The following is a 26,979-nucleotide window of genomic DNA, read 5'->3' as shown; positions in this document are numbered from 1 at the left end:
TTTTTATGCCCGGCGGCGCTGCGTTTGCGTGGGCCTGTTCTCTCGTAGGCGCAGCGCCGTCCGGCATTAGATCCGTCTTCGCTGCATCACTCGCCGCGTAATAATTGGCAGCGAGATAACCACAATCAGCATCGCGCCGATGATGATTGACATAACAATGCCCGGCACGTTGAGCAGGCTCAGGCCAAAGGTCACCAGCCCCATCAGGAAGGCGGCGATAATCACCCCCACCATGCTGCCGGAACCACCGAGAATATTGATGCCGCCGAGTACCGCCATCGTTACGACCGCCAGCTCCCAGCCCATCGCCAGGGTCGGGCGGGTGCTGCCAAGTCGGGAGGTCAGCAGCACGGCGGCTAACCCGGACATCAGCCCGACCAGCGCAAACAGCACCAGGTTGTGGCGCTTCACGTTGATACCGGAAAACCAGGCGCCGGTCGGGTTATTGCCAATGGCGTAGGTGCGGCGGCCAAAGTTGGTTTTGTGCAGCAGGAAAGCAAAGGCGATGGCGAGAAGAATAAACAGCGCGAACTCGAACGAGAGCGCGCCCCACACATAGCCCTGGCCGAACCAGGCGAAGCTGTCCGGATAGTGGTTCAGCGCTTTGTCGCCCAGCAGAATGTAGGTCATACCGCGATACAGGCTCATGGTGCCGATGGTAATGACGATCGACGACAGATTCAGGCGCGTGACCAGCAGGCCGTTAAACAGACCGCACAGCAGACCCACCCCCAGCCCGACGACGACCAGCAGCGGCGTATCGATCCCCGCCGCCGCGCAGAAGCCCATCACCGTTGAGCTCAGCGCCATGGTGGAGGCGACCGAGAGGTCGATTTCCCGGGCAATAATCAACATCGCCATCGGCAGGACCACAATCGCCTTCTCGGTAAAGTTGAAGGTGGCGTCCGACAGATTCCAGATATTGAGGAAGTAGGGCGAGGCCAGCGCGCAGACCACGAAAACCACCACCGTGACCGCGAGTAAAAATCCCTCCCAGCACAGCAGGCGGCGCAGCGGTGACGGCGCAGGTGCGACGTTGATCATCTCTTCCGGGGTCATTATTTTACTCATGATTTCACCGTCTGTTTTTGCGCGGCAACCACCGCACTGCGCAGAATTAACCGCCCGTGTCGCTTGTTGCCGCGCTCATTGAGCACCACCGCGATAACGATGACCGCGCCGGAGATCGCCATTTGCCAGAACGGTGAGATACCAATTACCGGCAGCGCATTATTGATGATGCCGAGGAACAGCGCGCCGCAAAGGCAGCCGATGACGCGCCCGGTTCCCCCCATCGTACTGATGCCGCCAATCACGCAGGCGGCCACGACCTGTAATTCAAAACCGTTGGCAACGTCAACGTAGGCGACGGCAAAGCGCGAGATCCACAGGTAGCCACAAAAGCCCGCCAGCGCGCCGGAGAGGCAGAAGCTGATGAACTGCATTTTCCCCGCATTAATCCCGGTGTAATACGCCGCGGTAGCGTTGCCGCCTGCGGTATACAGTGCCCGGCCGGTACGGCTGTAACGCAGAAAGTAGCCCACCAGCAGCAGCGCGGCGATGGCGCACCAGCTCAGCAGCGGTAGCCCAAGCAGCGAGGCGCGCGGCAGGCCGAGAAAATCGGCGCTCATCTGGTGCGAGTTGACCCAGCCGCCGTCGGAAAGCAGGAAGATAATGCCGCGGTAGATGCTCATGGTACCGAGGGTGACCACAATGGCCGGGATGCCGAGCCGCCATACCAGCAGGCCGTTGATCATCCCCATCAGCAGGCCCAGCAGGGTTGCCAGAACCAACAGCGCCCAAACCGGTACCTCGGGATAGTGGGCGTTGAGCAGCGCGACAATCATCCCGGTCAGCGCCAGATTGGCGGCCATCGACAGATCGATGCCTTTGGTCAGCAGCACCATCATCTGACCGAGGGCAAGGATGATCAAAATGGCGGTGTCGTTAAACATCTCCACCAGATTACCGGGAGTGATAAATGACGGCGCCCGGCTGCCGATAGCGCCGATCATCATAATGATGACGACAGCCAGCAGCGCTTCACGGTGTTTAAGCAGTTGTCGCCCCATTATGCTGCCTCCCGACCGAGGCCGCTGGCGGCGCTGACGATGGTTTCCGCCGTTGCCTCCCCGGCGCGATATTCGGCCACCATCAGCCCTTCATGCATCACGATGATGCGGTCTGCCATCCCCATGACTTCCGGCAGCTCCGACGACACCATGATCACCGCCAGCCCCTGGCCTACCAGTTCGGACATAAACTGATGCACCGCCGCTTTTGAACCGATGTCGATCCCCTTGGTTGGCTCATCGAGGATGATCACCTCCGGGTGCGTGGCCAGCCATTTGCCGATCACCACTTTCTGCTGATTGCCACCGGAGAGGGTTTCTACCGTCTGCTGCCAGTTAAACGCTTTGACCTGCAGACGTGAGGCATACTTATTCGCCAGCTGCCATTCGCGGGTGGCGTTCAATACGCCATTGGGGTTGAGTTGACTTAGCTGCGGCAGGCTAATGTTCTGGGCGATTGGCAGGGCAATAATCGCCCCCTGCTTCTGCCGCTCTTCCGGCACGCAGACAATACCCGCCCGGATGGCGTCCGCTGGCTGGCGGAAGTGCATGGTTTTACCGTTCAGCACGATCTCTCCGCTCGCGGGACGAGATACCCCGGAGAGCGCCTGCATCAGCTCGGTTCGCCCGGCGCCGACCAGGCCGTAGAAGCCCAGAATTTCACCTTTACGCAGCGAAAAATGGATGTTGGCAAACTCGGTGGGATGACAGAGGTTCTTCACCTCCAGGACCGTTTCGCCCGGCGTGCACTCGACTTTCGGGTAGGTCTGGGTGATGGCGCGACCAACCATCATCGCCACCATCCGTTCTTCGGTAATGTCATTCATCGCGCCGGAGCTGACGAAGACGCCGTCGCGCAAAATGGTGTAGTAATCAGCCAGTTCGAAAATTTCGTCAAACTTATGCGAGATAAACAAAATCGCTTTCCCGTCTTGCTTCAGACGTTCAACGATTTGATAGAACTCCAGAATCTCATGCTGCGAGAGGGCGGCGGTGGGTTCATCGAGAATCACCACCTGGGCGTCGAAGGAGAGCGCCCTGGCAATCGCCACCATATGACGCTGGGCGATGCTGAGGGTTTTCAGCGTCGCGCGTGGGTCAATCTGCACCTCAAGGCGGGTGAGAATTTCGCGGGCTTTGCGGTGCATTGCGGGCCAGTCGAGTTTCTTCAGCAGGCCGGTATGCAGATACTGGCCGACGAAAATATTTTCGGTGACCGACAGCTCGTCGAACAGCACGGTTTCCTGATGAATCGCGGTGATCCCCACCTTATGCGCCGACTCCGGGTTCGGCAGCTGGATAGGGATCGCTTTATAGAGAATCTCGCCCTCTTCGGGCTGATAAATACCGGTCATGACTTTGACCAGCGTGGATTTGCCGGCGCCGTTTTCACCGATTAAGGCGGTCACTTTGCCGGGCCAGAGATCGAGCTGTACGTTCTCAAGGGCATGCACACCGGGGAAAACCTTGGTGATGCCCTTAAGCGACAGCAGAGGAGTGGATGCCATCATGATAATTCTCCAGTTTTTCCCCTCCCTGAATCGGTGAGGGGAACGGGGTCAAAAGATTTTTGAGAATTTATCGATGTTGCTGGCATCGTAAACGAACGGCTCGGCCATCGCGCCGTTGCCGTCGGCATCCAGCTGTACTTTACCCAGCTTGCCCATACTGGCTTCGGTTTTACTCGCTGTCCCTTTAACCAGATCGTCGGCCAGATATGTGGCGGCGTAGCCCAGATCAATAGGGTTCCAGATAGCGAAGCTTTTGCTGGCGCCGGATTTAATCGCCCCGGCCATTTCAGACGGCAGCCCGAGCCCGGTCACGTAGACCTTGCCAATCTTGCCCTGATCCTTGACCGCCTGCGCGGCGGCAACGATCCCGACCGAAGAAGGCGAGACGATCACTTTCAGATCGGGATACGACTTCAGCAGGCCCACCGCTTCGCGGTAGCTCTTATCCGACAGATCGTCACCGTAGGCCACGGTGACCAGATTGACGGACGGGTACTTTGGCAGCACCTTTTTCATCTCCTCGATCCAGATATTCTGGTTGGTCGAGGTCGGCGTGGCGCTTAACACGGCCACATCGCCTTTATCGACATTCAGCGTTTTTAACGCTTCGGCGGCGAGCCGGACGTTGGTTTCGCCAATCAGGGCATTATTGGAGGGGTTGAGATGGATTTGCCGACCCGCCGGCGCTACGCCGGAATCCCAGGAGACGACTTTGATACCGCGCTGCATGGCTTTTTTCAGTACCGGGACCACGGCATCAGGATCGTTGGCGGAGATAGCGATCGCATCCACTCCCTGGGCGATCAATCCGTTCAGCACTTCGATCTGCGCTTCTGCCGTGGTGGTGGTTGGGCCGGTATAAATCACTTTCACATCGCCTAACTCTTTGGCCGCTTCCTGGGCGCCGACGTTCGCGGCTTCGAAGAATCCATTTCCCAACGATTTCGCCACGAGGGCGATTTTCACTTCCGCGGAAGCAGAACCGGACAACGCCATAATGGCAACGGTGAGGATCAAGCTTGTCTTTGTTTTCATTGCTTTTACTCCACATGATTGAGTTAGATTCCCGTTGTCATGCACATGACAGATGCGTTGGCTTGTACGACCCGTCCATCCGTGGACTCCGCCCCCTTCCTGCAGTGCGACTTACTCGGGGAATGATTTGCAGGTGACAGAGTTCGCCCCGTCTCGGTGAGCGGGGCGCGATGTTGTTATTGATACAGGTCTAACGCGGACTGCATGGGTTGTACCGCAAAGCGTTTGCCCAGGGCGATGAGCTCTTCGCGGGTGATGGTCTGTTTCATGCCCCCCATCGAATAGACTTTCACCAGCACTTCGGCTGACTTCTCGGCGGTATCGATGAGACCGAAGGTTTCGTCCAGCGTCGGGCCGCTACCGAAGACGCCGTGGAACGGCCACAGCACCAGCGAATGTTTGCGCATTTCCTGGGCGGTGGCCTGGCCAATTTCATCGGTACCCGGCACCATCCACGGCAGAATGCCGACCCCGTCCGGGAAGACCACCAGACATTCGGTGCTGCCTTCCCACAGTTTACGGGTGAACAGATCGCTGTTGTTCTCCAGTACATAGGTCAGGGCAATCAGGTTGGTGGCGTGGCAGTGCATGATCACGCGGTCTTTGCCGTTGGTCAGCTTGATGCGTTCGCTGTGGGAGAGAAAATGCGCCGGTAATTCAGAGGTCGGCACCGCATCGTCCGTCAGTCCCCATAGCACGTGGTATCCCGCACCATCGCTGTCTACCTTCACCACGCCGAGATTGGCCGCAGGATCGAGCTGGACGTTGCGGAAAAATTTGCCGGAGCCGGTGACGATAAACGGCTGGTTCGCCAGCGTGGGCATCGGCTGACTGAGGGCGATGTAGCGCGGCTTAGCGTGAAAATCGGCCGCGAACGGTTCGATATCCGCTTCGTCGAGGCGCAGCGTCAGGTTACCGCCGTTACGCTCGTCCCAGCCCTTCAGCCAGGCATCGGAGGTGGCTTTAATCATGCCCTGGACGAACCAGGCGTTGATGATGTTCTGCATAGTCTTGTATTCCTGTTCATTTGGTGCGGGAATTGCCCTCACCGTAAATAGGGTGTTTATCTGCCGTAGGTCCTGTGATGGCGTCGTAAACGGCTTATCCGGATGAGCAGAATGCGCCGATCCGTAGCCCGGGTAAGGCGTCAGCCGCGACCCGGGGGAAATCCGGCATTATCTGCGCTGGTTCAGAACCGCTTTTTCGTAAGCCCGCACGCTATCCAGCCACTGGCTACCGGCCGGGGTATCATGACGCTGGCAGTACATCTCCCAGGCGGCCTGCCATGGCAGGCACTTCTGCTCTTCCAGCAGGGCCAGACGGGCGGTGTAGTCACCGTCAGCTTCCAGCTGGCGCAGCTGTTCCGTCGGTTCCAGCAGGGCGCGCAGCAGCGCTTTCTTCATGTTGCGGGTGCCAATCACCCATGCCGCGATGCGGTTAATCGAGGCGTCGAAGAAATCGAGACCGATGTGCACGCGGTCGAACAGGTTGTGACGGATGATTTCGCTGGCGATCGCCTGGGTTTCGTCATCCAGCAGCACGACGTGGTCACTGTCCCAGCGCACCGGACGGCTGACGTGCAGCAGCAGCCGAGGGATATACAGCATGGCGGCGGAGATTTTGTCGGAGATGACTTCCGTCGGGTGGAAGTGGCCGGCATCGAGGCACAGCGCGGTCTGGCGGCTGGTGGCGTATCCCATGTAGAACTCGTTGGAGCCGACGGTGTAGCTTTCCGCGCCGATACCGAACAGTTTGCTCTCTACGGCATCGATATGATGCGCCGGGTCGAGTTTTTCGCTGATGACCTCATCGAGCGCATTGAGCAGACGCTGGCGCGGGGCAAAGCGGTCAACGGTAATATCTTTCATGCCGTCCGGGATCCAGATATTCATCACCGACGGGGTGCCCAGCTGCTCGCCGAACCAGGCCGAGATACGGCGGCTGGCTTTACAGTGATCGATCCAGAACTGGCGGATTTCGTCGTTGGCATGCGACAGAGTAAAACCATCTGCGCTCAGCGGGTGGGAGAAACAGGAGGGGTTAAAATCCAGCCCCAGCTTATTGGTTTTGGCCCACTCAACCCAGTTGCGGAAGTGTTGTGGTTTGATTTCATTGCGCGCCACCGGCGTGTCTGATTCCAGATAGAGCGCGTGCAGATTCAGGCGTTTCGGCCCCGGAATCAGGCTCAGCGCCTGCTCAAGGTCGGCGCGCAGCTCGCCAGCGTTCTGGGCTTTGCCCGGATAGTTCCCCGTGGCCTGAATCCCGCCCGTTAAGCTCCCTTCCGGGTTTTCGAAGCCGGCGACGTCATCGCCCTGCCAGCAGTGCATCGAAACGGGTAGCCGGTCCAGTTGACGCAGGGCCTCCTCGACATCCACGCCAACGGCAGCGTAGCGCTGTTTAGCAATATCCCAGGCTTGTTCAAGTTGAGTGGTCATGCGCAAAGCTCCTTAGTCTGTTGTGGCTGAAACTGCGCCACGAAACGGGCAATTTCATGTTCAGGATTGGGGGTAAAGGTGGTAAGCGCGGCATTGCGGCATACCACCTGACGGAAATCGTCGACGTTATTCAATTCGTCCAGGGTCATCAGTTGGATGCCGATATTGCCCAGCGTAGAGGCCTCTACGGGCCCGGCAACCACCGTGATGCCGCAGGCGTCGGCGCACAGCTGATTAAGCAGCGCGTTCTGGCAGCCGCCGCCGACAATATGCAGCTGGCTGAACGGCTGGCCGCGGAGTTGGGCCAGTTCGCGGAGTACGCGGGCGTAGAGCAGGGCCAGGCTGTCGAAAATACAGCGCGCCAGTTCGGCGTCATCGCCGGGAACCGGCTGCCCGGACTCGCGACAGGCGGACTGAATTTCGGCGCTCATATTGGCCGGATTGATAAAGCGTTCGTCGTTGCAGTCAATGACGAAACGGCAGGCCGGAAGAGGAGCGGTACGGGCGATCAGCGCCGACAGGTCGCTGATGTTTTGTTCTTTCAGCACCCGCTGTAGCAGCCAGAGGCCCATGATATTTTTCAGCACCCGATAGCGCCCTTCGGCGCCACCTTCATTGGTGATATTCGCCTGCAGCGCGTCGCTGCCGGTGTAGGGGGTTTTGCTTTCAAAGCCCATCAGCGACCAGGTGCCGGAAGAGAGATACGCGGCGTTTTTGCTGGCCAACGGCGCGGCGATCACCGCGCTGGCGGTATCGTGGCTGGCGACGGCCACCACCGGAATGGCGTTGCCCTGCGGGCATATCCAGTGACCGATCACGTTACCGGGATGCGTCGGCGTACCGAACCATTCGCGCGGCGCTCCGCTCCAGTTCAACAGCTCTTCATCCCAGCTATCGCTGTTAATATTGATCAACTGGGTGGTGGTGGCGTTGGTGTATTCCCAGTTCAGATTGCCGGTGAGGCGAAAGCTGAAATAGTCAGGGATCAGCAGCGCATGCGAAACCTGGCTGACCAGCTCCGGCTGCTGTTCAACCAGCGCGCGGAGCTGATAAAGAGTATTGAAGGACATAAACTGAATGCCGCTACGGCGGTAGATCTCGGCGCGGCCTATCTGCTCTTCGGCATGGTGCATCAGGCCATGGGTACGTGAGTCACGATAGGAGACCGGCAGGCCCACGCGTTCGCCGTGCTTATCCAGCAGGACATAATCCACGCCCCAGGTATCAATACCGATACTGTCGATGAGGATACCCTGCTCGCAGACCTTCACCAGCCCGCGGCGAATTTCGCCTTCCAGACGGTCGACATCCCAGCAGTCGTAGCCATCCACCTTTTGCAGGCTATTGGTAAAGCGGTGTATTTCGCGCAGCGTTAGCGTACGCGGCCCGCATTCATAGCTGGCAAGCATCACCCGCCCGCTGGAGGCGCCTAAATCAACGGCTACACAATGACGAAAGCTCATGGGGAGATCCTTGTAAAAATCATTGTCAGCAGTCTAAAAAAGTCGTGAATCGCGCACCTTCTTGCCACTGACAGGGAAAACAGGCGGCTGGCAAGAAAGCAAAGATGACCGTGAGGGAGGTCACAGTTTCTCTTCATGAGCGTCAGGGAAGAGGATGTGATGTTGTCCGCAGTTCCCGATCTTTCCGGCTGTTTCTTGAAAAAGCGGCAGGTTTTACGAATTTTGCGGTCAAAAATTGAAGGCCGGATTGCGGACCCTTAATTACTATTTGTGACACTGATTGATAACATTTCTCATTTCGAGGGCGCCGTTATGACCATCTTGCACAGCGTGGATTTCTTTAAGTCCGGGACTTCTGCTGTGGCCATTGAGCCACGTCTCCCTCAGGCGGCGTTCCCGGAACATCATCACGATTTCCATGAAATCGTCATCGTTGAGCACGGTACGGGGATTCATGTGTTTAACGGCCAGCCCTATACCATCAGCGGCGGTTCGGTGTGCTTTATTCGCGATCACGATCGTCATCTCTATGAACATACGGACAATTTATGCCTGACGAACGTGCTCTACCGCGCGCCGGATGCCTTTCGCTTTCTGAATGGCGTCAATCAGCTGTTACCGCAGGAGCAAGAGGGAAATTACCTTTCTCACTGGCGGGTGAACCAGACCGTGCTGCAGCAGGTACGGCAGATCGTCGGACAAATGGAAGATATCGGTCTCGAACCGGATATGCATACGCTCGCCGGACGGGAGATTCTCTTTATGCAACTGCTGGTCCTGCTGCGTAAAAGCAGCCTCGCGGAAGGGGCGGTCGGCAACGAAGCGCGGCTGAATCAGCTGATGGCCTGGCTGGAAGATCACTTCGCCGAGGAGGTCTGTTGGGAGGAGGTGGCGGCTAAGTTTTCCCTGTCGCTGAGAACGTTACATCGCCAGTTGAAGCAACAGACCGGCCTGACGCCACAGCGCTACCTCAATCGGGTGCGACTGATGAAGGCGCGTCACCTGCTACGCCATAGCGATGAGAGCATCACGGATATCGCCTATCGCTGCGGTTTCGGCGACAGTAACCACTTTTCGACGCTTTTTCGCCGCGAGTTTTCCTGGTCGCCGCGCGATATTCGCCAGGGACGGGACGCCATTCTTCAGTAACGCGAGAGCAGTCAACGTTTTAGCGAGCAAAAACGCGAATAATAAACCGTTATTGGCGGTGGAGTTCTGGTAGTGGCTGGTCAGCTGATTCTGCGCAAAGATGAGTTTTTTGCCTCTCCTTCTCAGGCGGTAGCGGTTGCCGACCGTTATCCGCAAAATGTCTTCGCCGAGCATACCCACGAGTTCTGCGAACTGGTGCTGGTATGGCGGGGAAATGGCCTGCATGTCCTGAACGATCGCCCATGGCGCATTACCCGTGGCGATCTGTTTTATATTCGCGCCGAAGACAAACACTCCTACGCCTCGGTGAATGATTTAGTTCTGCAAAACGTCATCTATTGCCCGGATCGTCTGCGGCTTAACTTTGACTGGGCGACCCATATTCCCGGTTTGTTTGGGACGTCGTGGATGCCGCACTGGCGGATCGGCAGTTCTGGTATGGCCCAGGTTCGCCAGGTGATTACTCAGCTGGAGCAGGAGAGCGCCCGCGGCGATGCGCAGGCTAATAACATGGCCGAGCTGCTGTTTGCGCAGCTGGTATTGATTCTTCATCGCCACCGCTATGCGACCGATAACCGTGCGGCGACCCAAAGCGAAACGCTCCTTGATAAGCTGCTGACCGAACTGGCCGGCAGCCTGAACCGACCTTTTATTCTCGAGCTGTTTTGTGAGCGGGAAGGGTGCGGCGAGCGTGCGCTGCGTCAGCAGTTTCGCCAGCAGACCGGGATGACGATCAACCATTACCTGCGTCAGCTGCGTATCTGCCACGCGCAGTATTTATTGCAGCACACCGAGCGCTTGATTGGTGACATTGCGATGCAGTGCGGATTTGAAGACAGCAACTACTTTTCCGTCGTCTTTAATCGTGAAATTGGCATGACCCCTGGGCAGTGGCGGCAACGCAGTCGCGTTGCCGCATAGGGCGTTAGCTGGCCATTCCGAGGCCAACGATATTGGCGGCGATGATAATCACCACGCAGCCCAGACTTAACACGCTGACCGGACGACGCCCGGCGCTGTTCCACTCTTTCAGCACCAGCCCGACCAGCCCGCCGCACAGCACATAGAAGCTCATATGCAGCATCCAGCTCATGTAGTCATACTGCGCGGGAATACTGGCGTGGCCCCAGGCATAGAAGAAAAACTGGAGATACCACATCAGGCCGCCCAGCGCCGACAGCAGCACGTTGGCGACGATCAGCGGTTTTGCCCGCGAGAAGTCGGCTTTGATCGACAGGTGTTTGACTTTAGCCAGACGAATAAAGCAGAAGCCAAGGTTGACCAGCGCGCCGCCGCCCATAATCACCACATAGCTGGGCAACGCGGTATACAGCGGGTCAACCCCCAGCGCCGCCGCGGCATCATGCATGGGTCTGGCGGCGTTCATCGCAAAGGACATCCCGGCAGAAAAAATGCCGCACATCACCGCCAGCATCAGCCCTTTTTTCAGATTGAAGTCTTCGGCTTTAATGCCCATCTTGCGTTCTTTCAGCTGGCCGGCGCGGGTGACTATCGCCACGCCAATCACCGCAACCAGCACGCCGAGCAGCGTCATCTGGCCACCCTGGGTATGCAGCAGCACATCGATCTGCCCGTTGATAATCGGGGTCATCAGCGTACCGACAATCAGGGTGATCCCGATGGCAATACCGATCCCCATCGACATGCCGAGGTAGCGCATGGTCAGGCCGTAGTTAATATTGCCGATCCCCCACATCGCACCAAACAGAAACACCGGCAGCAGCGTGGAGGCGTTGAAGGAACGGTAATAGGCCCAGAAATCAGGCAGCAGCATCGCGCTGATAGCCCAGGGAAGAATCAGCCAGGAGACAATCCCGCCGATTGACCACATGGTTTCCCATGACCACTGTTTAACTTGTTTGAACGGGGCATAGAAACAGGCTGCACTGGCCGCACCTATCAAATGCCAAAAAATACCCATCGTAATCGCGTGATTCATTGATTTTATCCTCATCTATTTTTTTATCGGATAAATCTTCTTCCGACACGATGAGTGTAAAAATCGGTCAGTTTTCTCGCCTTCAGGCTGTTGCCATGTGACGCTGAACTCTGGCAACCAAAAACTTAATTACTTGTTCCAGCTCACAAAAATGCAGGTATACCCTGTGGTTATAACCTTATTAAAAATACGGCATTGATAAGCGTTTTCAATATCATTTAATTAACTATAATGAACCAACTGCTTACTCGGCATTAACACTTCCTGCCGCTTAACAATAATGGAGATGATTATGAGTTATACACTGCCAGCCCTGCCGTACGCTTATGACGCCCTGGAACCGCACTTTGATAAGCAGACGATGGAAATCCATCACACTAAACATCACCAGGCCTACGTTAACAACGCCAACGCTGCGCTGGAAAGCCTGCCGGAATTTGCTGACCTGTCTGCTGAAGAACTGATCGCTAAACTGGATCAGCTGCCGGCTGACAAAAAAACCGTACTGCGTAACAACGCGGGCGGCCACGCTAACCACAGCCTGTTCTGGAAAGGCCTGAAAACCGGTACTACCCTGCAGGGCGACCTGAAAGCCGCTATCGAACGTGATTTCGGTTCCGTTGATAACTTCAAAGCTGAGTTTGAAAAAGCAGCTGCGACCCGTTTCGGTTCTGGCTGGGCATGGCTGGTGCTGAAGGGCGACAAACTGGCCGTGGTTTCTACCGCTAACCAGGACTCCCCGCTGATGGGCGAAGCTATCTCCGGCGCTTCCGGCTTCCCGATTCTGGGCCTGGACGTTTGGGAACACGCTTACTACCTGAAATTCCAGAACCGTCGTCCGGACTACATCAAAGAGTTCTGGAACGTGGTTAACTGGGACGAAGCAGCAGCGCGTTTTGCCGCCAAAAAATAAGGTTGCATTGTGCTGAACGAGAAGCGAGTCTGATGACTCGCTTTTTTTATATCCGCAGCAAAGGAGCAGCGATGCACTATCCGGTGAATGTCTTTGTGGGCAAGGTAAAGGATTACGACGGCAGCCGTCCAAGCGCCATCGGTAAAATTCAGGTCGACGGTGAACTGACCCTCGGTGAACTGGGGCTGGAGGGCGATGAACAGGCGGAGAAGAAAATACATGGCGGGCCGGACCGCGCGCTGTGCCACTATCCCCGTGAACACTACGCCCATTGGGCTCTTGAACTTCCGCAGCAGGCGGATCTTTTCTGCGCCCCGGCGTTTGGCGAGAATCTCTCGACCGAAGGGCTAACGGAAAACGACGTCTGTATCGGCGACATCTTCCGCTGGGGAGAGGCGCTGATTCAGGTGACGCAGCCGCGTTCACCGTGCTTCAAGCTTAACTATCATTTTGCTGTCAGCGATATGGCGCAGCTCATGCAGAACAGCGGTAAAACCGGCTGGCTGTATCGGGTCGTGGCGGGCGGGCTGGTATCCGGCGATGCGCCGCTGGAGCTGGTTTCCCGACTCAGCGACGTGAGCGTCCATGAGGCGGGCGCCATTGCCTGGCATATGCCGTTCGATGACGAACAATACCATCGCCTGCTCTCGGCGGCGGGGCTGTCGGCGAGCTGGAGCCGTACCCTGCAGAAACGGCGTCTGAGCGGGCAGATCGAAGACAATTCGCGGAGATTGTGGGGGAAATAGTTCGCCGATATCGCCGGAGGCGCTGGCTGCGAATTATCCCGGAAGCGGCGCGCTGCGCCTGTCCGGGCTACCCGTCTGTGGACGGTTGTTGTAGCCCGGCGAAGCGCAGCATAAGCCGGAGAAGAGCGATCAGGTGCGCTTATACAGCGGCAGCCAGATGGTCAGCCGCAAACCGCCTAACGGGCTGTCATCGGCTTTGACCCAGCCGCGATGCTGCTGAATCGCGGCCTCGACAATCGCCAGCCCCAGACCGGTGCCGCCGGACTCGCGATCGCGCGCCTCGTCGGTACGGTAGAACGGACGGAAAATCTGCTCGCGATCCTCCGGACTGACGCCCGGACCATCATCATCGACGTTGACCGTGATGCCGTCTTTATCCACCGAAAAACTGACCGAAATTTTGGTGTGCGAGTAGCGCAGCGCGTTACGGACGATATTTTCCAGCGCGCTTTCCAGCGCATTAGGATTGCCGTACAGCGGCCAGGGGCCCGGCGGATACTCGACGGTGAAGGATTTTCCAACCTGCTCGGCTTCAAACGCCGCGTTATCCAGTACTTCGCCCCACAGCTGATTGGCTTTCACCGTTTCACTGACCAGCGCGTTATTCGCCTGATTGCGCGACATCACCAGCAGGTCGTTAATCATGCTGTCCAGTCGGTGGGCCTCGGTCTCAATACGCTCAAGCTCTTTGCTCTCGCCGCTGCGACGGCGCAGTAAGGCCGTGCCCAGCTGCAGGCGCGTGAGCGGCGTACGCAGCTCGTGGGAAATATCGGACAGCAGACGCTGCTGACCGGTCATCATGCGCTCCAGCGCCGTGACCATCTGGTTAAAACTGGCCCCGGCGGCTAAAAACTCCTGCGGGCCGGCTTCCAGTTCCGGATGTTGACGCAGGTTGCCTTGCGCGACCTCATCGGCGGCGTTTTTCAACTTGCGCGCCGGTTTGGCCAGACTCCAGGCCAGCCACAGCAGCAGCGGCGAACTGACCAGCATCGTGACGATAAGCAGAAGCAGCGGGCGGTCGAACAGCAGGTTGATAAAATCGGACTGGGAGGTGCTGGCAGGGCGGATCAGATAGAGCTGGTAATTATCTTCCCCATCCCTGACGGAAAACGGCCCGACCATTTCCAGACGGCCGTAGCGTTTTTTCTGCGGATGATCGGCATTATCGGCCTGGCCGATAAAGTTACGAATGATCTGCATTTCGTTGCGTTCTGCACCGATCACGCGGCCTTCGCTGGTGACCAGCAGTAAACGCTGTCCCGGCGGAGCCCACTTATCGATAGCGCGAAACAGCCGACGCCACCACATCAGGTCATTGGGGGGATCGGTCGCCAGTTCGGCCTCGACGTGCTGTTCAATCATGGTGCCCTGACGCTGTTCGCTCTCCAGCAGTTCGGTCATCTGGCGCGAGTCCAGCTTGGGCAACATCAGAACCAGCATCAACACCAGCGCCAGCGTGAGCCAGAAAATAGCGAAGATGCGTGCGGTTAAACTTCCTATCATGAAGCCGAAACCATCAGGTAGCCGCGTCCACGCAGGGTTTTAAACCACGGATGGCCGTCTTTGCGTTCCGGCAGCTTACGACGCAGATTGGAAATATGCATGTCGATGGCGCGATCGAACGGCGTCAGGCGTTTTCCCAATACTTCCTGGCTCAGATGTTCACGAGAGACAACCTGGCCAAGATGCTGCGCCAGCAGGTAGAGCAGGGTGAACTCCGTGCCGGTCAGCTCCAGGGTCTGACCATCGAAATTGGCTTCCTGGCGGCCGGGGTTGAGGCTCAAGGCGTCAACTTCCAGCGTCGGGGAACCGACTTCGGTGGTTTGCTGCTGCTCACTCCAGTGAGAACGGCGCAGAATCGCGCGTATACGCGCCACCAGCTCACGATCGTTGAAGGGCTTAGGCAAGTAATCATCGGCGCCCAGCTCGAGGCCGAGAACGCGATCCAGCTCGCTGCCGCGGGCAGTTAGCATGATAACCGGGGTCTGGTGTGTCTGACGTAACTCTTTAAGCGTATCGATACCGTTTTTCTTCGGCATCATCACATCAAGCAAAAGTAAATCGATGCTGTCGTCCAGAAGGGCCAGCGCCTGTTCCCCGTCATGGGCCACGAGCACGTTAAATCCTTCCATATCGAGCAGCTCTTTTAACAGGGAGGTGAGCTCCCGGTCATCATCAACTAACAGGATTTTATTCATTGTTTAAATACCTCCGAGGCAGAAATTACGTCATCAAGGCTCGCTAATCCATGACTTTACGTTGTTTTACACCCCCTGACGCATGTTTGCAGCCCGAATCGTAGACTGTATCTCGTTGAATCGCTACACAGACACAAACGTATTGGGAGTATGTGATGCGCAATGTTATTGCTGCCGTCATGGCCTCAACGCTGGCGCTAAGTGCATATAGCCAAGCCGCTGAAGTCGTTACCAGCGTTAACTGGCTCCCTGGAGACGACGGGGCGCAGCGCACCAGCCAGAGTCATATGTTTGACGGCATAAGTTTAACCGAACAGCAACGCCAGCAGTTACGAGATCTTATGCAACGGGCACGCCATGACAGGCAACCCATTAATGTTAGCGAAATGGAGACAATGCATCGTCTTGTCACCGCAGAAAATTTTGATGAAAACGCTGTGCGCGCTCAGGCTAATAAAATGGCGCAGGAACAGGTTACCCGCCAGATTGAAATGGCGAAGGTTCGCAACCAGATGTACCACCTGTTAACGCCGGAGCAGCAAGCGGTTCTTAATGCTAAACACCAGCAACGAATGGATCAGTTGCGTGAGGTTGCAAGGATGCAAAAAGGTTCAGCAACCATGCTGTCGAGTAGTAGCAATACCGTGCAACCCCAGTAGTAGACCCTGTTTTCCTTGCCATAGACACCATCCCTGTCTTCCCCCACATGATGTGGGGGTTTTTTTTGCCTGTCATTCAGCGAAACGACTCCCGCCTTGCTCCTCGTGGCGACAAAAGTTCAGGTTATACTAAGCGCATCGCCGAAAAGGAGCATGTATGAATCAATCTTATGGGCGGCTGGTGAGCCGTGCGGCTATTGCGGCGACGGTGATGGCGTCCGCGTTACTTTTGATCAAGATTTTTGCGTGGTGGTACACCGGGTCTGTGAGTATTCTGGCTGCGCTTGTGGACTCGCTGGTGGATATTGCCGCCTCGTTAACGAATCTGCTGGTCGTGCGTTATTCGCTTCAACCCGCTGATGAGGAACATACTTTTGGCCACGGTAAGGCAGAATCGCTGGCCGCGCTGGCGCAAAGTATGTTTATCTCCGGGTCGGCTCTGTTTCTGTTTTTGACCGGTATTCAGCATCTGGCGCGTCCGGAGCCGATGCAGGCGGCGGGTGTCGGTATTGCCGTGACGCTGATCGCGCTGGTCAGCACGCTGGTGCTGGTAACGTTCCAGCGTTGGGTGGTGAGAAAAACGCAAAGTCAGGCGGTGCGAGCAGATATGCTTCATTATCAGTCTGATGTTATGATGAACGGCGCAATTCTGGTGGCGCTGGGTCTCTCCTGGTATGGTTGGCATCGTGCCGACGCGCTGTTTGCTCTCGGGATTGGCATCTATATTTTATATAGCGCTCTGCGTATGGGTTATGACGCCATTCAGTCGTTATTAGACCGCGCGCTTCCTGACGAGGAACGTCAGGAAATTATCAATATCGTGACCGAATGGCCAGGCGTCAGCGGGGCACACGATCTACGGACGCGGCAGTCAGGGCCGACTCGCTTTATTCAAATACATTTGGAAATGGAAGATAACCTCCCGCTGGTTCAGGCACACGTTATTGCCGATCAGGTGGAGCAGGCGATTCTGCACCGTTTCCCGGGTTCTGATGTCATTATCCATCAGGATCCCTGTTCTGTGGTGCCGCTGGCGCGGCAGGGCGTTTTTTGAGCTTTGGGTTATAGTCTGTAAACTCGATGTAAAAGTGTGGGGCAGATCGGCATTTTTTGTATAAATTACCGCCATTTGGTCTGACCTGAATCAATTCAGCCAGAAGCGTTTGATATACTATTGCAATTATCGTCGTGCACTCCTGGTGAAGGAGCGCTTCAGGCAACAGGATTATTTTTTGCTTCCTAAGTTCAGAGGTAGTCATGATTAAGAAAATCGGTGTATTGACAAGTGGCGGTGATGCTCCGGGCATGAACGCAGCAATTCGCGGCGTTGTGCGCGCAGCATTAACGGAAGGTCTGGAAGTTTTTGGAATCTATGACGGTTACCTCGGCCTGTATGAAGATCGCATGGTTCAGCTCGACCGCTATAGCGTTTCTGACATGATCAACCGCGGCGGCACTTTCCTCGGGTCAGCACGCTTCCCGGAGTTCCGCGAAGAGCATATTCGCGCCGTGGCGCTCGAGAACATGAAAAAGCGTGGCCTGGATGCGCTGGTCGTTATCGGCGGCGATGGCTCTTACATGGGGGCGATGCGCCTGACTGAGATGGGCTTCCCGTGCATCGGCCTGCCTGGCACCATCGATAACGATATCAAAGGCACTGACTACACCATCGGATTCTTTACCGCGCTGAGCACCGTGGTGGAAGCCATTGACCGCCTTCGCGATACCTCTTCTTCCCACCAGCGTATTTCGGTTGTTGAAGTGATGGGACGTTACTGCGGCGACCTGACTCTGGCTGCGGCGATTGCCGGCGGCTGTGAATTCATCATGGTGCCGGAAGTGGAATACACGCGTGACGATCTGGTTGCTGAAATCAAAGCGGGCATCGCCAAAGGTAAGAAACACGCTATCGTGGCCATTACCGAACATATGTGCGACGTGGACGAGCTGGCGCACTACATTGAGAAAGAAACCGGCCGTGAAACCCGTGCGACCGTTCTGGGCCACATTCAGCGCGGCGGTTCCCCGGTTCCTTATGACCGTATTCTGGCCTCGCGCATGGGCGCCTACGCCATTGAACTGCTGCAGCAGGGATTTGGTGGCCGCTGCGTCGGTATTCAGAACGAGAAGCTGGTGCACCACGACATCATCGACGCTATCGAGAACATGAAGCGTCCGTTCAAAAATGACTGGCTGGATTGCGCGAAGAAACTGTACTAATTCTGGCGTGACACAAACAAAAAGGCCTTCTCTCTGAGAAGGCCTTTTTTATTAGTGGGCAGGCTATTCGATATCCAGTGCATCCTCGGACAGGATGATCCCGGTATTATCGGCATACAGATGGTCACCGGAGAAGAAGGTCACACCGCCGAAATTGACGCGTACATCGCTTTCGCCGATACCTTCACCAGCGGCCCCCACGGGAATGGCGGCCAGCGCCTGGATGCCAATATCCAGGTCTTCAAGGTCGTCAACCTGACGCACCGCGCCATAGACGACAATCCCTTCCCACTCATTTTGTACGGCAAGACGCGCCAGGTCCGCGTCAATCAACGCGCGTCGGACGGAACCCCCGCCATCGATCAGCAAGATGTGACCACGGCCGTTCTGTTCGAGCATATCGTATAGCAACCCGTTATCCTCGAAACATTTCACCGTGATGATTTGTCCACCAAACGACGACCGCCCCCCAAAGTTGGAGAACAGAGGTTCCACTACGTTGACATCCTCCTGGTAGATGTCACAAAGCTCGGAAGTATCGTATTTCATAGGCTTAACGTTCAGTTGCTGCGAGAGATTTTAGTATATCTCGCGAATCGTATTGTTGGCAAAATCATCAATTGTTAATTGATATTTGTCAGTTAACCCACCAGCTTGCTGCAAATAATCCCAATGACAAACAGCAGGTTGGTCAACAGCGCGGCTTTCACCGTGCGTTCCAGCATCGGACGCATCGCCATCGGCTCGCGCTCGCGCATCACAAATCGCGCCTGCTTCACCAGCAGCGGCGTGGCGAGCAGGAACAGCCAACCCCATGGGCTATGCAGAGAAATCAGAGTAAACAGCGCCAGGCACAGCGGCGCGCCGATGAGCAGGCAAGTGTGATAGCGGCGGGCGTTGAGCGGCCCCAGACGTACTGCCAGCGTGTTTTTGCCGTTCTCTCTGTCGCTGTCGATATCGCGCAGATTATTGATATTCAGCACCGCGGCGGCTAACAGACCACAGGCGGTGGCGGGGAGGAAAATGGTTGCTTCAATCGTGTGGGCCTGGAGATACCAGCTCCCTGCGACGCTAAGCCAGCCAAAGAACACCAGCACCGAGATATCGCCAAGGCCGATATAGCCATAGGGCCGGGTGCCGACGGTGTAGGTGATCGCGGCGATAATCGCTAAACTCCCCAGCACCATGAAACCAATAAAATCGGCCATCGTCTGCCAGGCGCAGAACAACAGTGCCAGCCCGGAGAGGCAAATCAGCACCACGGTAACGATCAGCGCGCGTTTCATCTGCGCCTGGGTAATGGCCCCTTTTTGCATGCCGCGTAGCGGCCCGATACGGTCGGGTTTATCGCTGCCCTTAACGGCATCGCCATAATCGTTGGCCAGGTTGGATAAGATTTGCAGCAGGCCGGCGGTGATCAGCGCCAGCAGCGCGACCCAGGGATCGAAGTACCCCTGCTGCCACGCGAGCGTCGTACCGACAACAATGGCGGAAAAGGCCAGCGGTAGCGTTTTTGGCCGCAGGCTTTCCAGCCAGGCCTGGGTTCGGTTTATCGGTTGTTCAGTCATAATTCCTGGCCAAAAAAATGGGGCTATATATAGCCCCATCGATTGTGATGAAAATACATTGAACCGGATTATAGGATAAAACGGCTCAGATCTTCATCCGCCACCAGCACATCCAGATGCTTACCGACATACTCGGCATCAATAATAATGCTCTGACCACCCATTTCACTGGCGTCAAAGGAGATGTCTTCAATCAGACGCTCCAGTACGGTGTGCAGGCGACGTGCACCGATGTTTTCGGTGGTTTCGTTAACCTGCCATGCCGCCTGCGCAATACGCTTGATGCCGTCTTCCGTAAACTCGATGTTGACGCCTTCGGTCGCCATCAGGGCTTTGTACTGGACGGTGATGGAGGCGTTCGGCTCGGTCAGGATGCGCTCGAAATCTTCCGTCGTCAGCGCTTTCAGCTCGACGCGAATCGGCAGACGGCCCTGCAGTTCAGGGATCAGGTCAGACGGACTGGCCACCTGGAATGCGCCAGAGGCGATAAACAGAATGTGGTCGGTTTTCACCATCCCGTGCTTAGTCGACACGGTGCAGCCTTCGACCAGCGGCAGCAGGTCGCGCTGTACGCCTTCGCGAGAGACATCCGGGCCGGAGCTGTTGCCGCCGCGCTTACAGATTTTGTCGATTTCGTCGATAAACACGATACCGTGCTGTTCAACGGCATCGATGGCGTCCTGCTTAAGCTCTTCCGGGTTGACCAGCTTCGCCGCTTCTTCTTCGATCAGCAGCTTCATTGCGTCTTTGATTTTCAGCTTGCGCGGCTTTTGCTTCTGGCCGCCGAGGTTCTGGAACATCGACTGCAGCTGGCTGGTCATCTCTTCCATGCCCGGAGGGGACATGATTTCCACGCCCATCGGTGCGGCGGCGAGATCGATCTCGATTTCTTTATCGTCGAGCTGGCCTTCACGCAGTTTTTTGCGGAATGCCTGACGTGCAGCAGACGGTTCCTGAGGCTGTTCAGCCTGGCCCCAGTTGTTTTTTGCCGGCGGGATCAGCACATCAAGAATGCGCTCTTCCGCCAGCTCTTCCGCGCGATAGCGGTTTTTATCGATGGACTGCATGCGGACCATTTTGATCGCCGCATCGGTCAGGTCGCGGATAATCGAATCCACTTCTTTCCCGACATAGCCCACTTCGGTGAATTTTGTGGCTTCAACTTTGATGAACGGCGCGTTGGCCAGCTTCGCCAGACGACGGGCAATTTCCGTTTTACCCACACCGGTCGGACCGATCATCAGAATGTTTTTCGGCGTGACTTCGTGACGCAGCTCTTCGTTCAGCTGCATACGGCGCCAGCGGTTACGCAGCGCGATAGCGACAGAACGCTTCGCCGCGTCCTGACCGATAATATGTTTGTCCAGTTCGCTGACAATTTCGCGTGGGGTCATTTCAGACATGGGAGATCCTTACGCTTTAGAGGCTAATTCTTCGATGGTGTGGAAATGGTTGGTATAAATGCAGATATCACCTGCAATATTCAACGCCTTCTCTGCGATATCGCGTGCGCTCATATCGGTATTTTCCAGCAGAGCGCGGGCAGCGGCCTGAGCGTAGGGACCACCGGAGCCGATAGCAATCAGGTCGTTTTCTGGCTGCACCACGTCACCGTTACCGGTGATGATGAGCGAAGCGTTTTCATCCGCCACGGCCAGCAGAGCTTCCAGTTTGCGCAGCATACGATCGGTACGCCAGTCTTTCGCCAGTTCCACGGCGGCTTTGACCAGGTGGCCCTGATGCATTTCCAGTTTACGTTCAAACAGTTCAAACAGCGTGAAGGCGTCGGCGGTGCCGCCGGCGAAGCCCGCGATCACTTTGTCGTTGTAGAGACGACGCACTTTTTTCACGTTACCTTTCATGACGGTATTGCCAAGCGTGGCCTGGCCATCACCGGCAATAACCACATGGCCGTTACGGCGAACACTAACTATTGTTGTCACGAGCAGACCCCTTGGTTACAAAAGCGGAATAGGGGCCCCGCGCTTCACGCGGGGCAGAATGCAATTATAGATGGGGGGGATTTTTAGGGTTTCAACCCCTGGCGGCGAGACGAATGCAGTTTGCGTGTCCGGCCATCTTCAGGCGAGTGATCATATCGTTGGCGCTCTCCTTGCCTTTCAGCGGCCCAATGACCACGCGATTCCAGCCATTGTTGGTGGTAATGCGTGAGGAGAACCCTTCAAACGCCAGCTGCGCCCGAACGGTTTCCGCCTGTTCTGCGCCTTTAAAGGAGCCGCACTGAATCATCCAGCTACGATCGTCTTTCTTCTCCGCCGCTGCTTTCGGCGCCTCTTCAACGCGAGCGACCGGCGCAGCCGCCGGGGTTTTAGGCTGTGCGGTGGTATGCGCAGGCGTCTGCAGCAGATCCTGATACGGCTGCTGCGTCGAGGCGGTTTGTTTCGGTTGCTGTACCGGCTTTGGCTGCTGCTCTGCCACGCGCTGCTGCACGCGCGGCTGTTGCTGCACCGGCGCCTGCTGCTGGGTTTGCGCCCATTGTTGTTGAGCCTGCTGCTGCTGTTGTTGTACCTGTTGCTGCGCCAGACGCTGACGCTGCAGCGTTTGCTGGCGCTGAGCCGGGGTTTGTTCGTTCCACGGCACCTCGGTCAGTTGGGTCGGCTGCTGGCGCATATCCGCCTGCATTTGTGCCAGCAGCTGGCGCTGTTCGTTGGTCAACTGCTCGGGTTTCATCACTTCCCCGCCGGCCGTCGGTTCAGTAGGCGCACGGACGCCTGGCTGGCGACTTTCCAGCTCTTTAATATAGCGCCAGCGCTCTTCCGGTTTCGGCGGGAGGCCATTACCTGCCACCTGACGGTTTTGCAGCGCTTCCGCTTCTTCTTTTTTATGGTGCGTGATGAAGTACAGCCCACCGATAAAGGCCACCAGCACTGCCGCCGCGATCGCAACCATAGTGGGTGAAACCGCCGGAAGGCTGCTCTGTTTATTCCTTGAGCTTCGGGTATTACCCTTTTTGCGCCGCGAAGGAGCCGGTTGGCTGCGGCGTACATAATCTCGTTGTGCCACTATCGTTTCGCTGTTTTATTCGTTCGTCAGTCCGCCATGTTACTTAAGCGGCGGGCCTTTGACCAGAAGAGCAGGCCCGAAAACCTGATGGTTATGCTCTGATTTTGCGTGTACTGCCGCGAACGATCAGTTCGCAGTCCAGCAATCGTGAACCGCTGTTCACATTGTGACCATGTAGCTGATCCAGTAACAGGAGCATTGCTTCGCGGCCAATATCAAAGCGCGGTTGCGCAACGGTCGTCAATGGCGGATCGCAAAATTCGGATAAAGAGATATTATCGAAACCGACAATCGACAGGTCGTCAGGTACCTTCAGGCCCCGACGTTTTGCCAGCGACAGCGCCCCCAGCGCCATAATATCGCTATGGCAGAAGACCGCGGTTGGTGGCACCGGAAGCGCCAGAAGCTGTTCCAGCGCGCTGGCCCCTGCTTCATAGGTAAAGTTGCCGCGAGCGATATAGTGCGGATCGATGGTGATCCCGCTACGACGCAACGCCTGCACATAGCCCTGGAGACGATAGTGGCAGAGCGGCATCTCTTCCGGGCCGGCGATACAGCCAATACGCTGGTGACCCAGTTCGTGCAGATAATTCACGGCATTAAATGCGGCGGTGAGGTTATCGATGTGCACCGTGGGCAGCTCCAGCTCCGGCGCAAATTCATTCGCCATCACCATTGGCGGTAGATTGCGCTGCTCTTCCACGCCTGCGTCAAACGGCAGGCGGGAGCCTAGCAACAACATACCGTCGATCTGCTTGGTAATGATCAGGTCGATAAAGGTCTTTTCCTGCCGGTTCTGGTGGGCGCAGTCGCCGATCAGCACCAGATATCCCTGTTCCGCCGCGGTAATCTCAATGCCGCGGATAATCTCGCTGAAAAAGGGATCGCAAATATCCGGTACGATGACCAGAATCGTACGCGATTCGTTACGTTTCATATTGCGTCCGAGCGACTGCGGCAAATAGCCGACTTCAAGCGCCGCCTGCTCCACCCGGTTACGGGTAGTCTGAGAAACCTTATCCGGATTCATTAACGCTCGGGACACGGTTGCCGTTGAAACGTTTGCCTTCAGGGCGACGTCTTTCATTGTGGCGGCAACCACCTGTTTTTTGGGCTTCACCTGTTTTCTCCTCGCTGACTGGCGCAGACACATCCCTTGCGATCTGACATCAGCAACATTTTTAGCAGATAGTCGATGTAGAGAGTTACAGAATTTTCATGAAAAACGTGATAGCCGTTGAATTTTTTCGATCCGTCTCGCAAGAGAAGGCTTAACCTTCAATAGGATCGACGTCGAGAACCCATTTTACCTTGCGCGCTTCCGGCAGCGTATTGATCAAGGCGAGCGTACCGCTGACGATATGCTGCAAGCGAACGCGGGAAGGATGCTGGAGCAGAATTTGCCAGCGCCAGCGGCCCCCGCGTTTGGGCGCCAGTGCCGGAACCGGGCCCAGCACCCACAGTTTGTCATCGGCCAGCGGACTGGCCTGCAGTAAATTACGCAACTGCTGCAGGAACAACGGCGCCTGCTGGTTGTTATGGTCTTCGGCACGAATCAGGACATGGCTGGTCCACGGCGGTAGCTGCATGGTCTGCCTTTCGGCCAGCGCCTGTTCGGCAAAGGCGTCGTAGCCTTTATACAACAGCGTTTGCAGCAGCGGATGTTCCGGGTGGTGGGTTTGCAAAATCACCTCGCCCTGTTTACCCGCGCGTCCTGCGCGGCCAGAGACCTGGGTATAGAGCTGAGCGAAGCGTTCTGCCGAGCGGAAATCGGCGGAAAACAGCGCGCCATCGACATCCAGCAGCGACACCAGGGTAACGTCCGGGAAATGATGACCTTTAGCCAGCATCTGTGTGCCGATCAGAATACGTGCCCCGCCGCGATGGATATCGCTGAGGTGCTGTTCGAGTGCGCCTTTACGGCTGGTGGTATCCCGGTCGACGCGTGAGATCGGCACGCCGGGGAACAGCGGTGCCAGCGCCTGCTCCAGCTGCTCGGTCCCCAGCCCGACCGGCACCAGATGCGTCGAGCCGCAGGAGGGGCACTGACGCGGAATCGGGCGCTGGCTGTCGCAGTGGTGGCAGCGCAGATGATGCTGCGCCTGATGCAGGGTGTAGTAGCTGTCGCAGCGCGGGCATTCGGCGATCCAGCCGCAGTCATGGCACAGCAGCGCCGGAGCGAAGCCGCGGCGGTTCAAAAACAGAATCACCTGATTATCGGCCTGCAAGTGCTGACGCATGCGGGCAATCAGCGCCGGGGAGAGTCCTGCCTGCAATTGCTGTCCTTTCAGGTCCAGCACGTGCTGTTGCGCCGGACGGGCGTTACCCGCACGCTTTGTCAGCTTCAGCTGGCGATATTTTCCCTGACGAACGTTGTATAAGGTCTCCAGCGCCGGGGTTGCCGAGCCAAGAATAATCGGGATTTGTTCGCTATGGGCGCGCCAGACCGCCAGATCGCGGGCGTGATAGCGCCAGCCTTCCTGCTGCTTATAGGAGCTGTCGTGCTCTTCATCGATAACGATCACGCCCAGGTTTTTAAATGGCGTGAACAGCGAGGAACGCGTGCCGATGACGATGGCCGCCTCGCCATTTTTGGCCTTCAGCCACGCGGAAAGACGTTCGCTGTCGTTAAGGCCGGAGTGCAGGACTTCAACCGGGGCGTTAAATCGCTGACGGAAACGGGCGATGGTTTGCGGCGTCAGGCCAATTTCCGGCACCATCACCAGCGCCTGTCGGCCTTGCGCCAGCACATTTTCCAGTACGCTGAGGTAAACTTCCGTTTTCCCGGAGCCGGTAATCCCCGCCAGCAGCCAGGTTGAAAAACGGTCCGATGCGCTGTGAATCGCCCCGACGGCAGTGGCCTGCTCGGTGTTGAGGCGCAGCCGTTCGCCGGGTACCGCAAAGTGGGTTCGCCAGTCGGTGAGGGCGGGCGCTTCGCTTGCCAGCTCGCAAAGTCCTTTCCCGCGCAGAGCCTGCAACGCCGCATCGTTAAACTCCAGCTCCGCAACCTGGTGACGCCAGATCCTCCCCTGACGCAGTGCGGCCAGAGCCTGCTGCTGTTTCGGGGAGCGTTTGAGGCTGTTGATATCGACAGCCTGGCCCTGTTCGGTAGCGAACCAGTACCACTGCGGCGCCGCGCTGGCCGGTTTCCCCTGGCGAAGCATGATCGGCAGGGCGTGGAACAGCACATCGCCGATAGGATGATGATAGTAGTCGGCCGCCCACAGCAGCAGTCGCCAGACGGCAGAAGAAAATACCGGTTCGGCATCCAGCGTGTCGATAACTGGCTTGAGCTCATCCAGCGGCAGTTCGCTGCGTTCGCTGAGGGCGGTCACAATCCCAATACGCTCTTGCTTACCGAACGGCACGCGCACGCGGCAGCCTGCTTTGACCGGCATTCCCTCAGGTAGCAGGTAGTCAAAGGTACGGGGCAGCGGGACGGGCAGGGCAACGTGGGCGACGGGCATGTCATCTTCCTGACTTGAAATCTGGCCGGTTAGTATACACATTGTGATAAGGGCTCGCGGATCAGTTTGCATATGCTGGTCAAATTCTGTATGATTCGCCGCCTTTGGTGCGCTTCGTGCAGCATCAGAATCTATTACCCGGGGATTGCCTTTAGCGGAATTGCGCCGGGAAATTATTAACATCGCGTGGTGTCTGGCGTTAGGGCTGGAAGAGCGACGCGGCCTTAACTGAGGTTCTCCCATGAAAAAAGATATTCATCCGAAATACGAAGAAATTACTGCTTCTTGCTCTTGCGGTAATGTCATGAAAATCCGTTCTACCGTAGGTCACGACCTGAACCTCGACGTGTGCGGTAAATGCCACCCGTTCTACACTGGCAAGCAGCGTGATGTTGCGACCGGTGGCCGCGTTGACCGCTTCAACAAGCGCTTCAGCGTTCCAGGCACCAGCAAGTAAGTTGCCGGAAGAAAAAGCCGCCCACGGGCGGCTTTTTTTGTTTCTGTCGCTATGCCCTGGATGCAAATTCAGGGTGGGCGGGAAGAGACGTAAAAAGGGCGG

25 protein-coding genes are annotated in these 26,979 nt (G+C 56.8%); 8 read left to right on the top strand and 17 right to left on the bottom strand.

Annotated features, from left to right (window positions below; translation table 11 throughout):
- Positions 1–66: 66 nt before the first annotated feature.
- From AC007G_RS23595 to rhaB, 7 genes are all read right to left on the bottom strand, one after another.
- Entirely contained in the window at positions 67–1,071 is a 1,005-nt protein-coding gene (locus AC007G_RS23595) for an ABC transporter permease (protein WP_049264782.1), read from the bottom strand.
- Positions 1,068–2,075: an ABC transporter permease gene (locus tag AC007G_RS23590; protein WP_163922789.1), complete on the bottom strand. Its 1,008-nt coding sequence runs from the start codon at positions 2,073–2,075 to the stop codon at positions 1,068–1,070. The genes AC007G_RS23595 and AC007G_RS23590 overlap by 4 nt, the downstream gene beginning before the upstream one ends.
- On the bottom strand, positions 2,072–3,583 hold the full coding sequence (locus tag AC007G_RS23585; protein ID WP_032698455.1) for a sugar ABC transporter ATP-binding protein: 1,512 nt from the start codon (positions 3,581–3,583) through the stop codon (positions 2,072–2,074). The genes AC007G_RS23590 and AC007G_RS23585 overlap by 4 nt, the downstream gene beginning before the upstream one ends.
- Before the next feature lie 48 nt (positions 3,584–3,631).
- On the bottom strand, positions 3,632–4,618 hold the full coding sequence (gene rhaS, locus AC007G_RS23580) for a rhamnose ABC transporter substrate-binding protein (RefSeq protein WP_032690100.1): 987 nt from the start codon (positions 4,616–4,618) through the stop codon (positions 3,632–3,634).
- A 176-nt stretch (positions 4,619–4,794) separates the two neighbouring features.
- Positions 4,795–5,625, bottom strand: coding sequence for a rhamnulose-1-phosphate aldolase (rhaD, locus tag AC007G_RS23575; RefSeq protein WP_032698453.1), 831 nt, complete (start codon positions 5,623–5,625; stop codon positions 4,795–4,797).
- Between the two features lie 168 nt (positions 5,626–5,793).
- Positions 5,794–7,053, bottom strand: coding sequence for an L-rhamnose isomerase (gene rhaA, locus AC007G_RS23570; RefSeq protein WP_180888795.1), 1,260 nt, complete (start codon positions 7,051–7,053; stop codon positions 5,794–5,796).
- Positions 7,050–8,516 (bottom strand): rhamnulokinase, encoded by a 1,467-nt coding sequence (gene rhaB / locus AC007G_RS23565; RefSeq protein WP_032698450.1) that lies wholly within the window; start codon positions 8,514–8,516, stop codon positions 7,050–7,052. Before rhaB ends, rhaA begins: the two co-directional genes overlap by 4 nt.
- A gap of 312 nt (positions 8,517–8,828) precedes the next feature.
- Between rhaB and rhaS (AC007G_RS23560) the strand changes: the two genes are divergently transcribed.
- Both rhaS (AC007G_RS23560) and rhaR read left to right on the top strand, forming a co-directional pair.
- Complete coding sequence (gene rhaS, locus AC007G_RS23560) at positions 8,829–9,665, top strand: HTH-type transcriptional activator RhaS (RefSeq protein ID WP_032690143.1); 837 nt, start codon at positions 8,829–8,831, stop codon at positions 9,663–9,665.
- Positions 9,666–9,737: 72 nt separating this feature from the next.
- Positions 9,738–10,586 (top strand): HTH-type transcriptional activator RhaR, encoded by an 849-nt coding sequence (rhaR, locus tag AC007G_RS23555; RefSeq protein ID WP_032690096.1) that lies wholly within the window; start codon positions 9,738–9,740, stop codon positions 10,584–10,586.
- Positions 10,587–10,590: 4 nt separating this feature from the next.
- On the opposite strand, the gene rhaT is transcribed toward rhaR, so the two are convergent.
- Entirely contained in the window at positions 10,591–11,625 is a 1,035-nt protein-coding gene (rhaT, locus tag AC007G_RS23550) for an L-rhamnose/proton symporter RhaT (protein ID WP_142630959.1), read from the bottom strand.
- A 292-nt stretch (positions 11,626–11,917) separates the two neighbouring features.
- Here rhaT and sodA point away from each other — a divergent pair, with 292 nt between their 5' ends.
- Both sodA and yiiM read left to right on the top strand, forming a co-directional pair.
- Positions 11,918–12,538: a superoxide dismutase [Mn] gene (sodA, locus tag AC007G_RS23545; RefSeq protein ID WP_004869361.1), complete on the top strand. Its 621-nt coding sequence runs from the start codon at positions 11,918–11,920 to the stop codon at positions 12,536–12,538.
- Between the two features lie 71 nt (positions 12,539–12,609).
- Complete coding sequence (gene yiiM, locus AC007G_RS23540; protein ID WP_032696642.1) at positions 12,610–13,284, top strand: 6-hydroxyaminopurine reductase; 675 nt, start codon at positions 12,610–12,612, stop codon at positions 13,282–13,284.
- A gap of 129 nt (positions 13,285–13,413) precedes the next feature.
- Here the strand turns inward: yiiM and cpxA are convergent, their stop codons facing one another.
- Both cpxA and cpxR read right to left on the bottom strand, forming a co-directional pair.
- Positions 13,414–14,787: an envelope stress sensor histidine kinase CpxA gene (cpxA, locus tag AC007G_RS23535; protein WP_004869367.1), complete on the bottom strand. Its 1,374-nt coding sequence runs from the start codon at positions 14,785–14,787 to the stop codon at positions 13,414–13,416.
- Positions 14,784–15,482 carry an envelope stress response regulator transcription factor CpxR gene (gene cpxR, locus AC007G_RS23530; protein ID WP_004869370.1) on the bottom strand — a complete coding sequence of 233 codons (699 nt, stop codon included), beginning with the start codon at positions 15,480–15,482 and terminating at the stop codon, positions 14,784–14,786. The genes cpxA and cpxR overlap by 4 nt, the downstream gene beginning before the upstream one ends.
- 155 nt (positions 15,483–15,637) lie before the next feature.
- Here cpxR and cpxP point away from each other — a divergent pair, with 155 nt between their 5' ends.
- From cpxP to pfkA, 3 genes are all read left to right on the top strand, one after another.
- Positions 15,638–16,141, top strand: coding sequence for a cell-envelope stress modulator CpxP (gene cpxP / locus AC007G_RS23525; RefSeq protein ID WP_004869373.1), 504 nt, complete (start codon positions 15,638–15,640; stop codon positions 16,139–16,141).
- A gap of 157 nt (positions 16,142–16,298) precedes the next feature.
- Positions 16,299–17,195 carry a CDF family cation-efflux transporter FieF gene (gene fieF / locus AC007G_RS23520; protein ID WP_004869375.1) on the top strand — a complete coding sequence of 299 codons (897 nt, stop codon included), beginning with the start codon at positions 16,299–16,301 and terminating at the stop codon, positions 17,193–17,195.
- 203 nt (positions 17,196–17,398) lie between these two features.
- Positions 17,399–18,361, top strand: a complete 963-nt coding sequence (gene pfkA, locus AC007G_RS23515; protein WP_004869378.1) for a 6-phosphofructokinase — start codon at positions 17,399–17,401, stop codon at positions 18,359–18,361.
- Between the two features lie 63 nt (positions 18,362–18,424).
- On the opposite strand, the gene rraA is transcribed toward pfkA, so the two are convergent.
- The 7 genes from rraA to priA all read right to left on the bottom strand — a co-directional run bounded on the left by rraA (position 18,425) and on the right by priA (position 26,420).
- Complete coding sequence (rraA, locus tag AC007G_RS23510; protein WP_004869382.1) at positions 18,425–18,910, bottom strand: ribonuclease E activity regulator RraA; 486 nt, start codon at positions 18,908–18,910, stop codon at positions 18,425–18,427.
- A gap of 92 nt (positions 18,911–19,002) precedes the next feature.
- Positions 19,003–19,929 (bottom strand): 1,4-dihydroxy-2-naphthoate polyprenyltransferase, encoded by a 927-nt coding sequence (menA, locus tag AC007G_RS23505; protein ID WP_032696641.1) that lies wholly within the window; start codon positions 19,927–19,929, stop codon positions 19,003–19,005.
- 68 nt (positions 19,930–19,997) lie between these two features.
- Entirely contained in the window at positions 19,998–21,332 is a 1,335-nt protein-coding gene (hslU, locus tag AC007G_RS23500) for an HslU--HslV peptidase ATPase subunit (RefSeq protein WP_004869389.1), read from the bottom strand.
- A 9-nt stretch (positions 21,333–21,341) separates the two neighbouring features.
- Positions 21,342–21,872, bottom strand: a complete 531-nt coding sequence (gene hslV, locus AC007G_RS23495; RefSeq protein ID WP_004869393.1) for an ATP-dependent protease subunit HslV — start codon at positions 21,870–21,872, stop codon at positions 21,342–21,344.
- Positions 21,873–21,963: 91 nt separating this feature from the next.
- Positions 21,964–22,953 (bottom strand): cell division protein FtsN, encoded by a 990-nt coding sequence (ftsN, locus tag AC007G_RS23490; RefSeq protein ID WP_142630943.1) that lies wholly within the window; start codon positions 22,951–22,953, stop codon positions 21,964–21,966.
- A 91-nt stretch (positions 22,954–23,044) separates the two neighbouring features.
- Positions 23,045–24,073, bottom strand: coding sequence for a DNA-binding transcriptional regulator CytR (cytR, locus tag AC007G_RS23485; protein WP_004869399.1), 1,029 nt, complete (start codon positions 24,071–24,073; stop codon positions 23,045–23,047).
- 151 nt (positions 24,074–24,224) lie between these two features.
- Complete coding sequence (gene priA / locus AC007G_RS23480; protein ID WP_142630942.1) at positions 24,225–26,420, bottom strand: primosomal protein N'; 2,196 nt, start codon at positions 26,418–26,420, stop codon at positions 24,225–24,227.
- 241 nt (positions 26,421–26,661) lie between these two features.
- Between priA and rpmE the strand changes: the two genes are divergently transcribed.
- Entirely contained in the window at positions 26,662–26,877 is a 216-nt protein-coding gene (rpmE, locus tag AC007G_RS23475; RefSeq protein WP_004869403.1) for a 50S ribosomal protein L31, read from the top strand.
- Positions 26,878–26,979 lie beyond the last annotated feature (102 nt).

Source organism: Klebsiella sp. CSG-1, from assembly GCF_056521145.1.
The sequence above is the reverse complement of the archived record's forward strand: the minus strand, read 5'-3'. Positions and strand labels throughout refer to the sequence as shown.

What these genes read in the sequence shown, in the direction of transcription:
- AC007G_RS23595 (WP_049264782.1), bottom strand. Translation starts at nt 1,071, where the DNA reads ATGAGTAAAATAATGACCCCGGAAGAGATGATCAACGTCGCACCTGCG.
- pfkA (WP_004869378.1), top strand. Translation starts at nt 17,399, where the DNA reads ATGATTAAGAAAATCGGTGTATTGACAAGTGGCGGTGATGCTCCGGGC.
- rhaB (WP_032698450.1), bottom strand. Translation starts at nt 8,516, where the DNA reads ATGAGCTTTCGTCATTGTGTAGCCGTTGATTTAGGCGCCTCCAGCGGG.
- rhaT (WP_142630959.1), bottom strand. Translation starts at nt 11,625, where the DNA reads ATGAATCACGCGATTACGATGGGTATTTTTTGGCATTTGATAGGTGCG.
- cpxA (WP_004869367.1), bottom strand. Translation starts at nt 14,787, where the DNA reads ATGATAGGAAGTTTAACCGCACGCATCTTCGCTATTTTCTGGCTCACG.
- sodA (WP_004869361.1), top strand. Translation starts at nt 11,918, where the DNA reads ATGAGTTATACACTGCCAGCCCTGCCGTACGCTTATGACGCCCTGGAA.
- yiiM (WP_032696642.1), top strand. Translation starts at nt 12,610, where the DNA reads ATGCACTATCCGGTGAATGTCTTTGTGGGCAAGGTAAAGGATTACGAC.
- rhaA (WP_180888795.1), bottom strand. Translation starts at nt 7,053, where the DNA reads ATGACCACTCAACTTGAACAAGCCTGGGATATTGCTAAACAGCGCTAC.
- fieF (WP_004869375.1), top strand. Translation starts at nt 16,299, where the DNA reads ATGAATCAATCTTATGGGCGGCTGGTGAGCCGTGCGGCTATTGCGGCG.
- priA (WP_142630942.1), bottom strand. Translation starts at nt 26,420, where the DNA reads ATGCCCGTCGCCCACGTTGCCCTGCCCGTCCCGCTGCCCCGTACCTTT.
- rraA (WP_004869382.1), bottom strand. Translation starts at nt 18,910, where the DNA reads ATGAAATACGATACTTCCGAGCTTTGTGACATCTACCAGGAGGATGTC.
- rhaD (WP_032698453.1), bottom strand. Translation starts at nt 5,625, where the DNA reads ATGCAGAACATCATCAACGCCTGGTTCGTCCAGGGCATGATTAAAGCC.
- cpxR (WP_004869370.1), bottom strand. Translation starts at nt 15,482, where the DNA reads ATGAATAAAATCCTGTTAGTTGATGATGACCGGGAGCTCACCTCCCTG.
- cpxP (WP_004869373.1), top strand. Translation starts at nt 15,638, where the DNA reads ATGCGCAATGTTATTGCTGCCGTCATGGCCTCAACGCTGGCGCTAAGT.
- AC007G_RS23585 (WP_032698455.1), bottom strand. Translation starts at nt 3,583, where the DNA reads ATGATGGCATCCACTCCTCTGCTGTCGCTTAAGGGCATCACCAAGGTT.
- rhaS (WP_032690100.1), bottom strand. Translation starts at nt 4,618, where the DNA reads ATGAAAACAAAGACAAGCTTGATCCTCACCGTTGCCATTATGGCGTTG.
- menA (WP_032696641.1), bottom strand. Translation starts at nt 19,929, where the DNA reads ATGACTGAACAACCGATAAACCGAACCCAGGCCTGGCTGGAAAGCCTG.
- rhaS (WP_032690143.1), top strand. Translation starts at nt 8,829, where the DNA reads ATGACCATCTTGCACAGCGTGGATTTCTTTAAGTCCGGGACTTCTGCT.
- rpmE (WP_004869403.1), top strand. Translation starts at nt 26,662, where the DNA reads ATGAAAAAAGATATTCATCCGAAATACGAAGAAATTACTGCTTCTTGC.
- hslU (WP_004869389.1), bottom strand. Translation starts at nt 21,332, where the DNA reads ATGTCTGAAATGACCCCACGCGAAATTGTCAGCGAACTGGACAAACAT.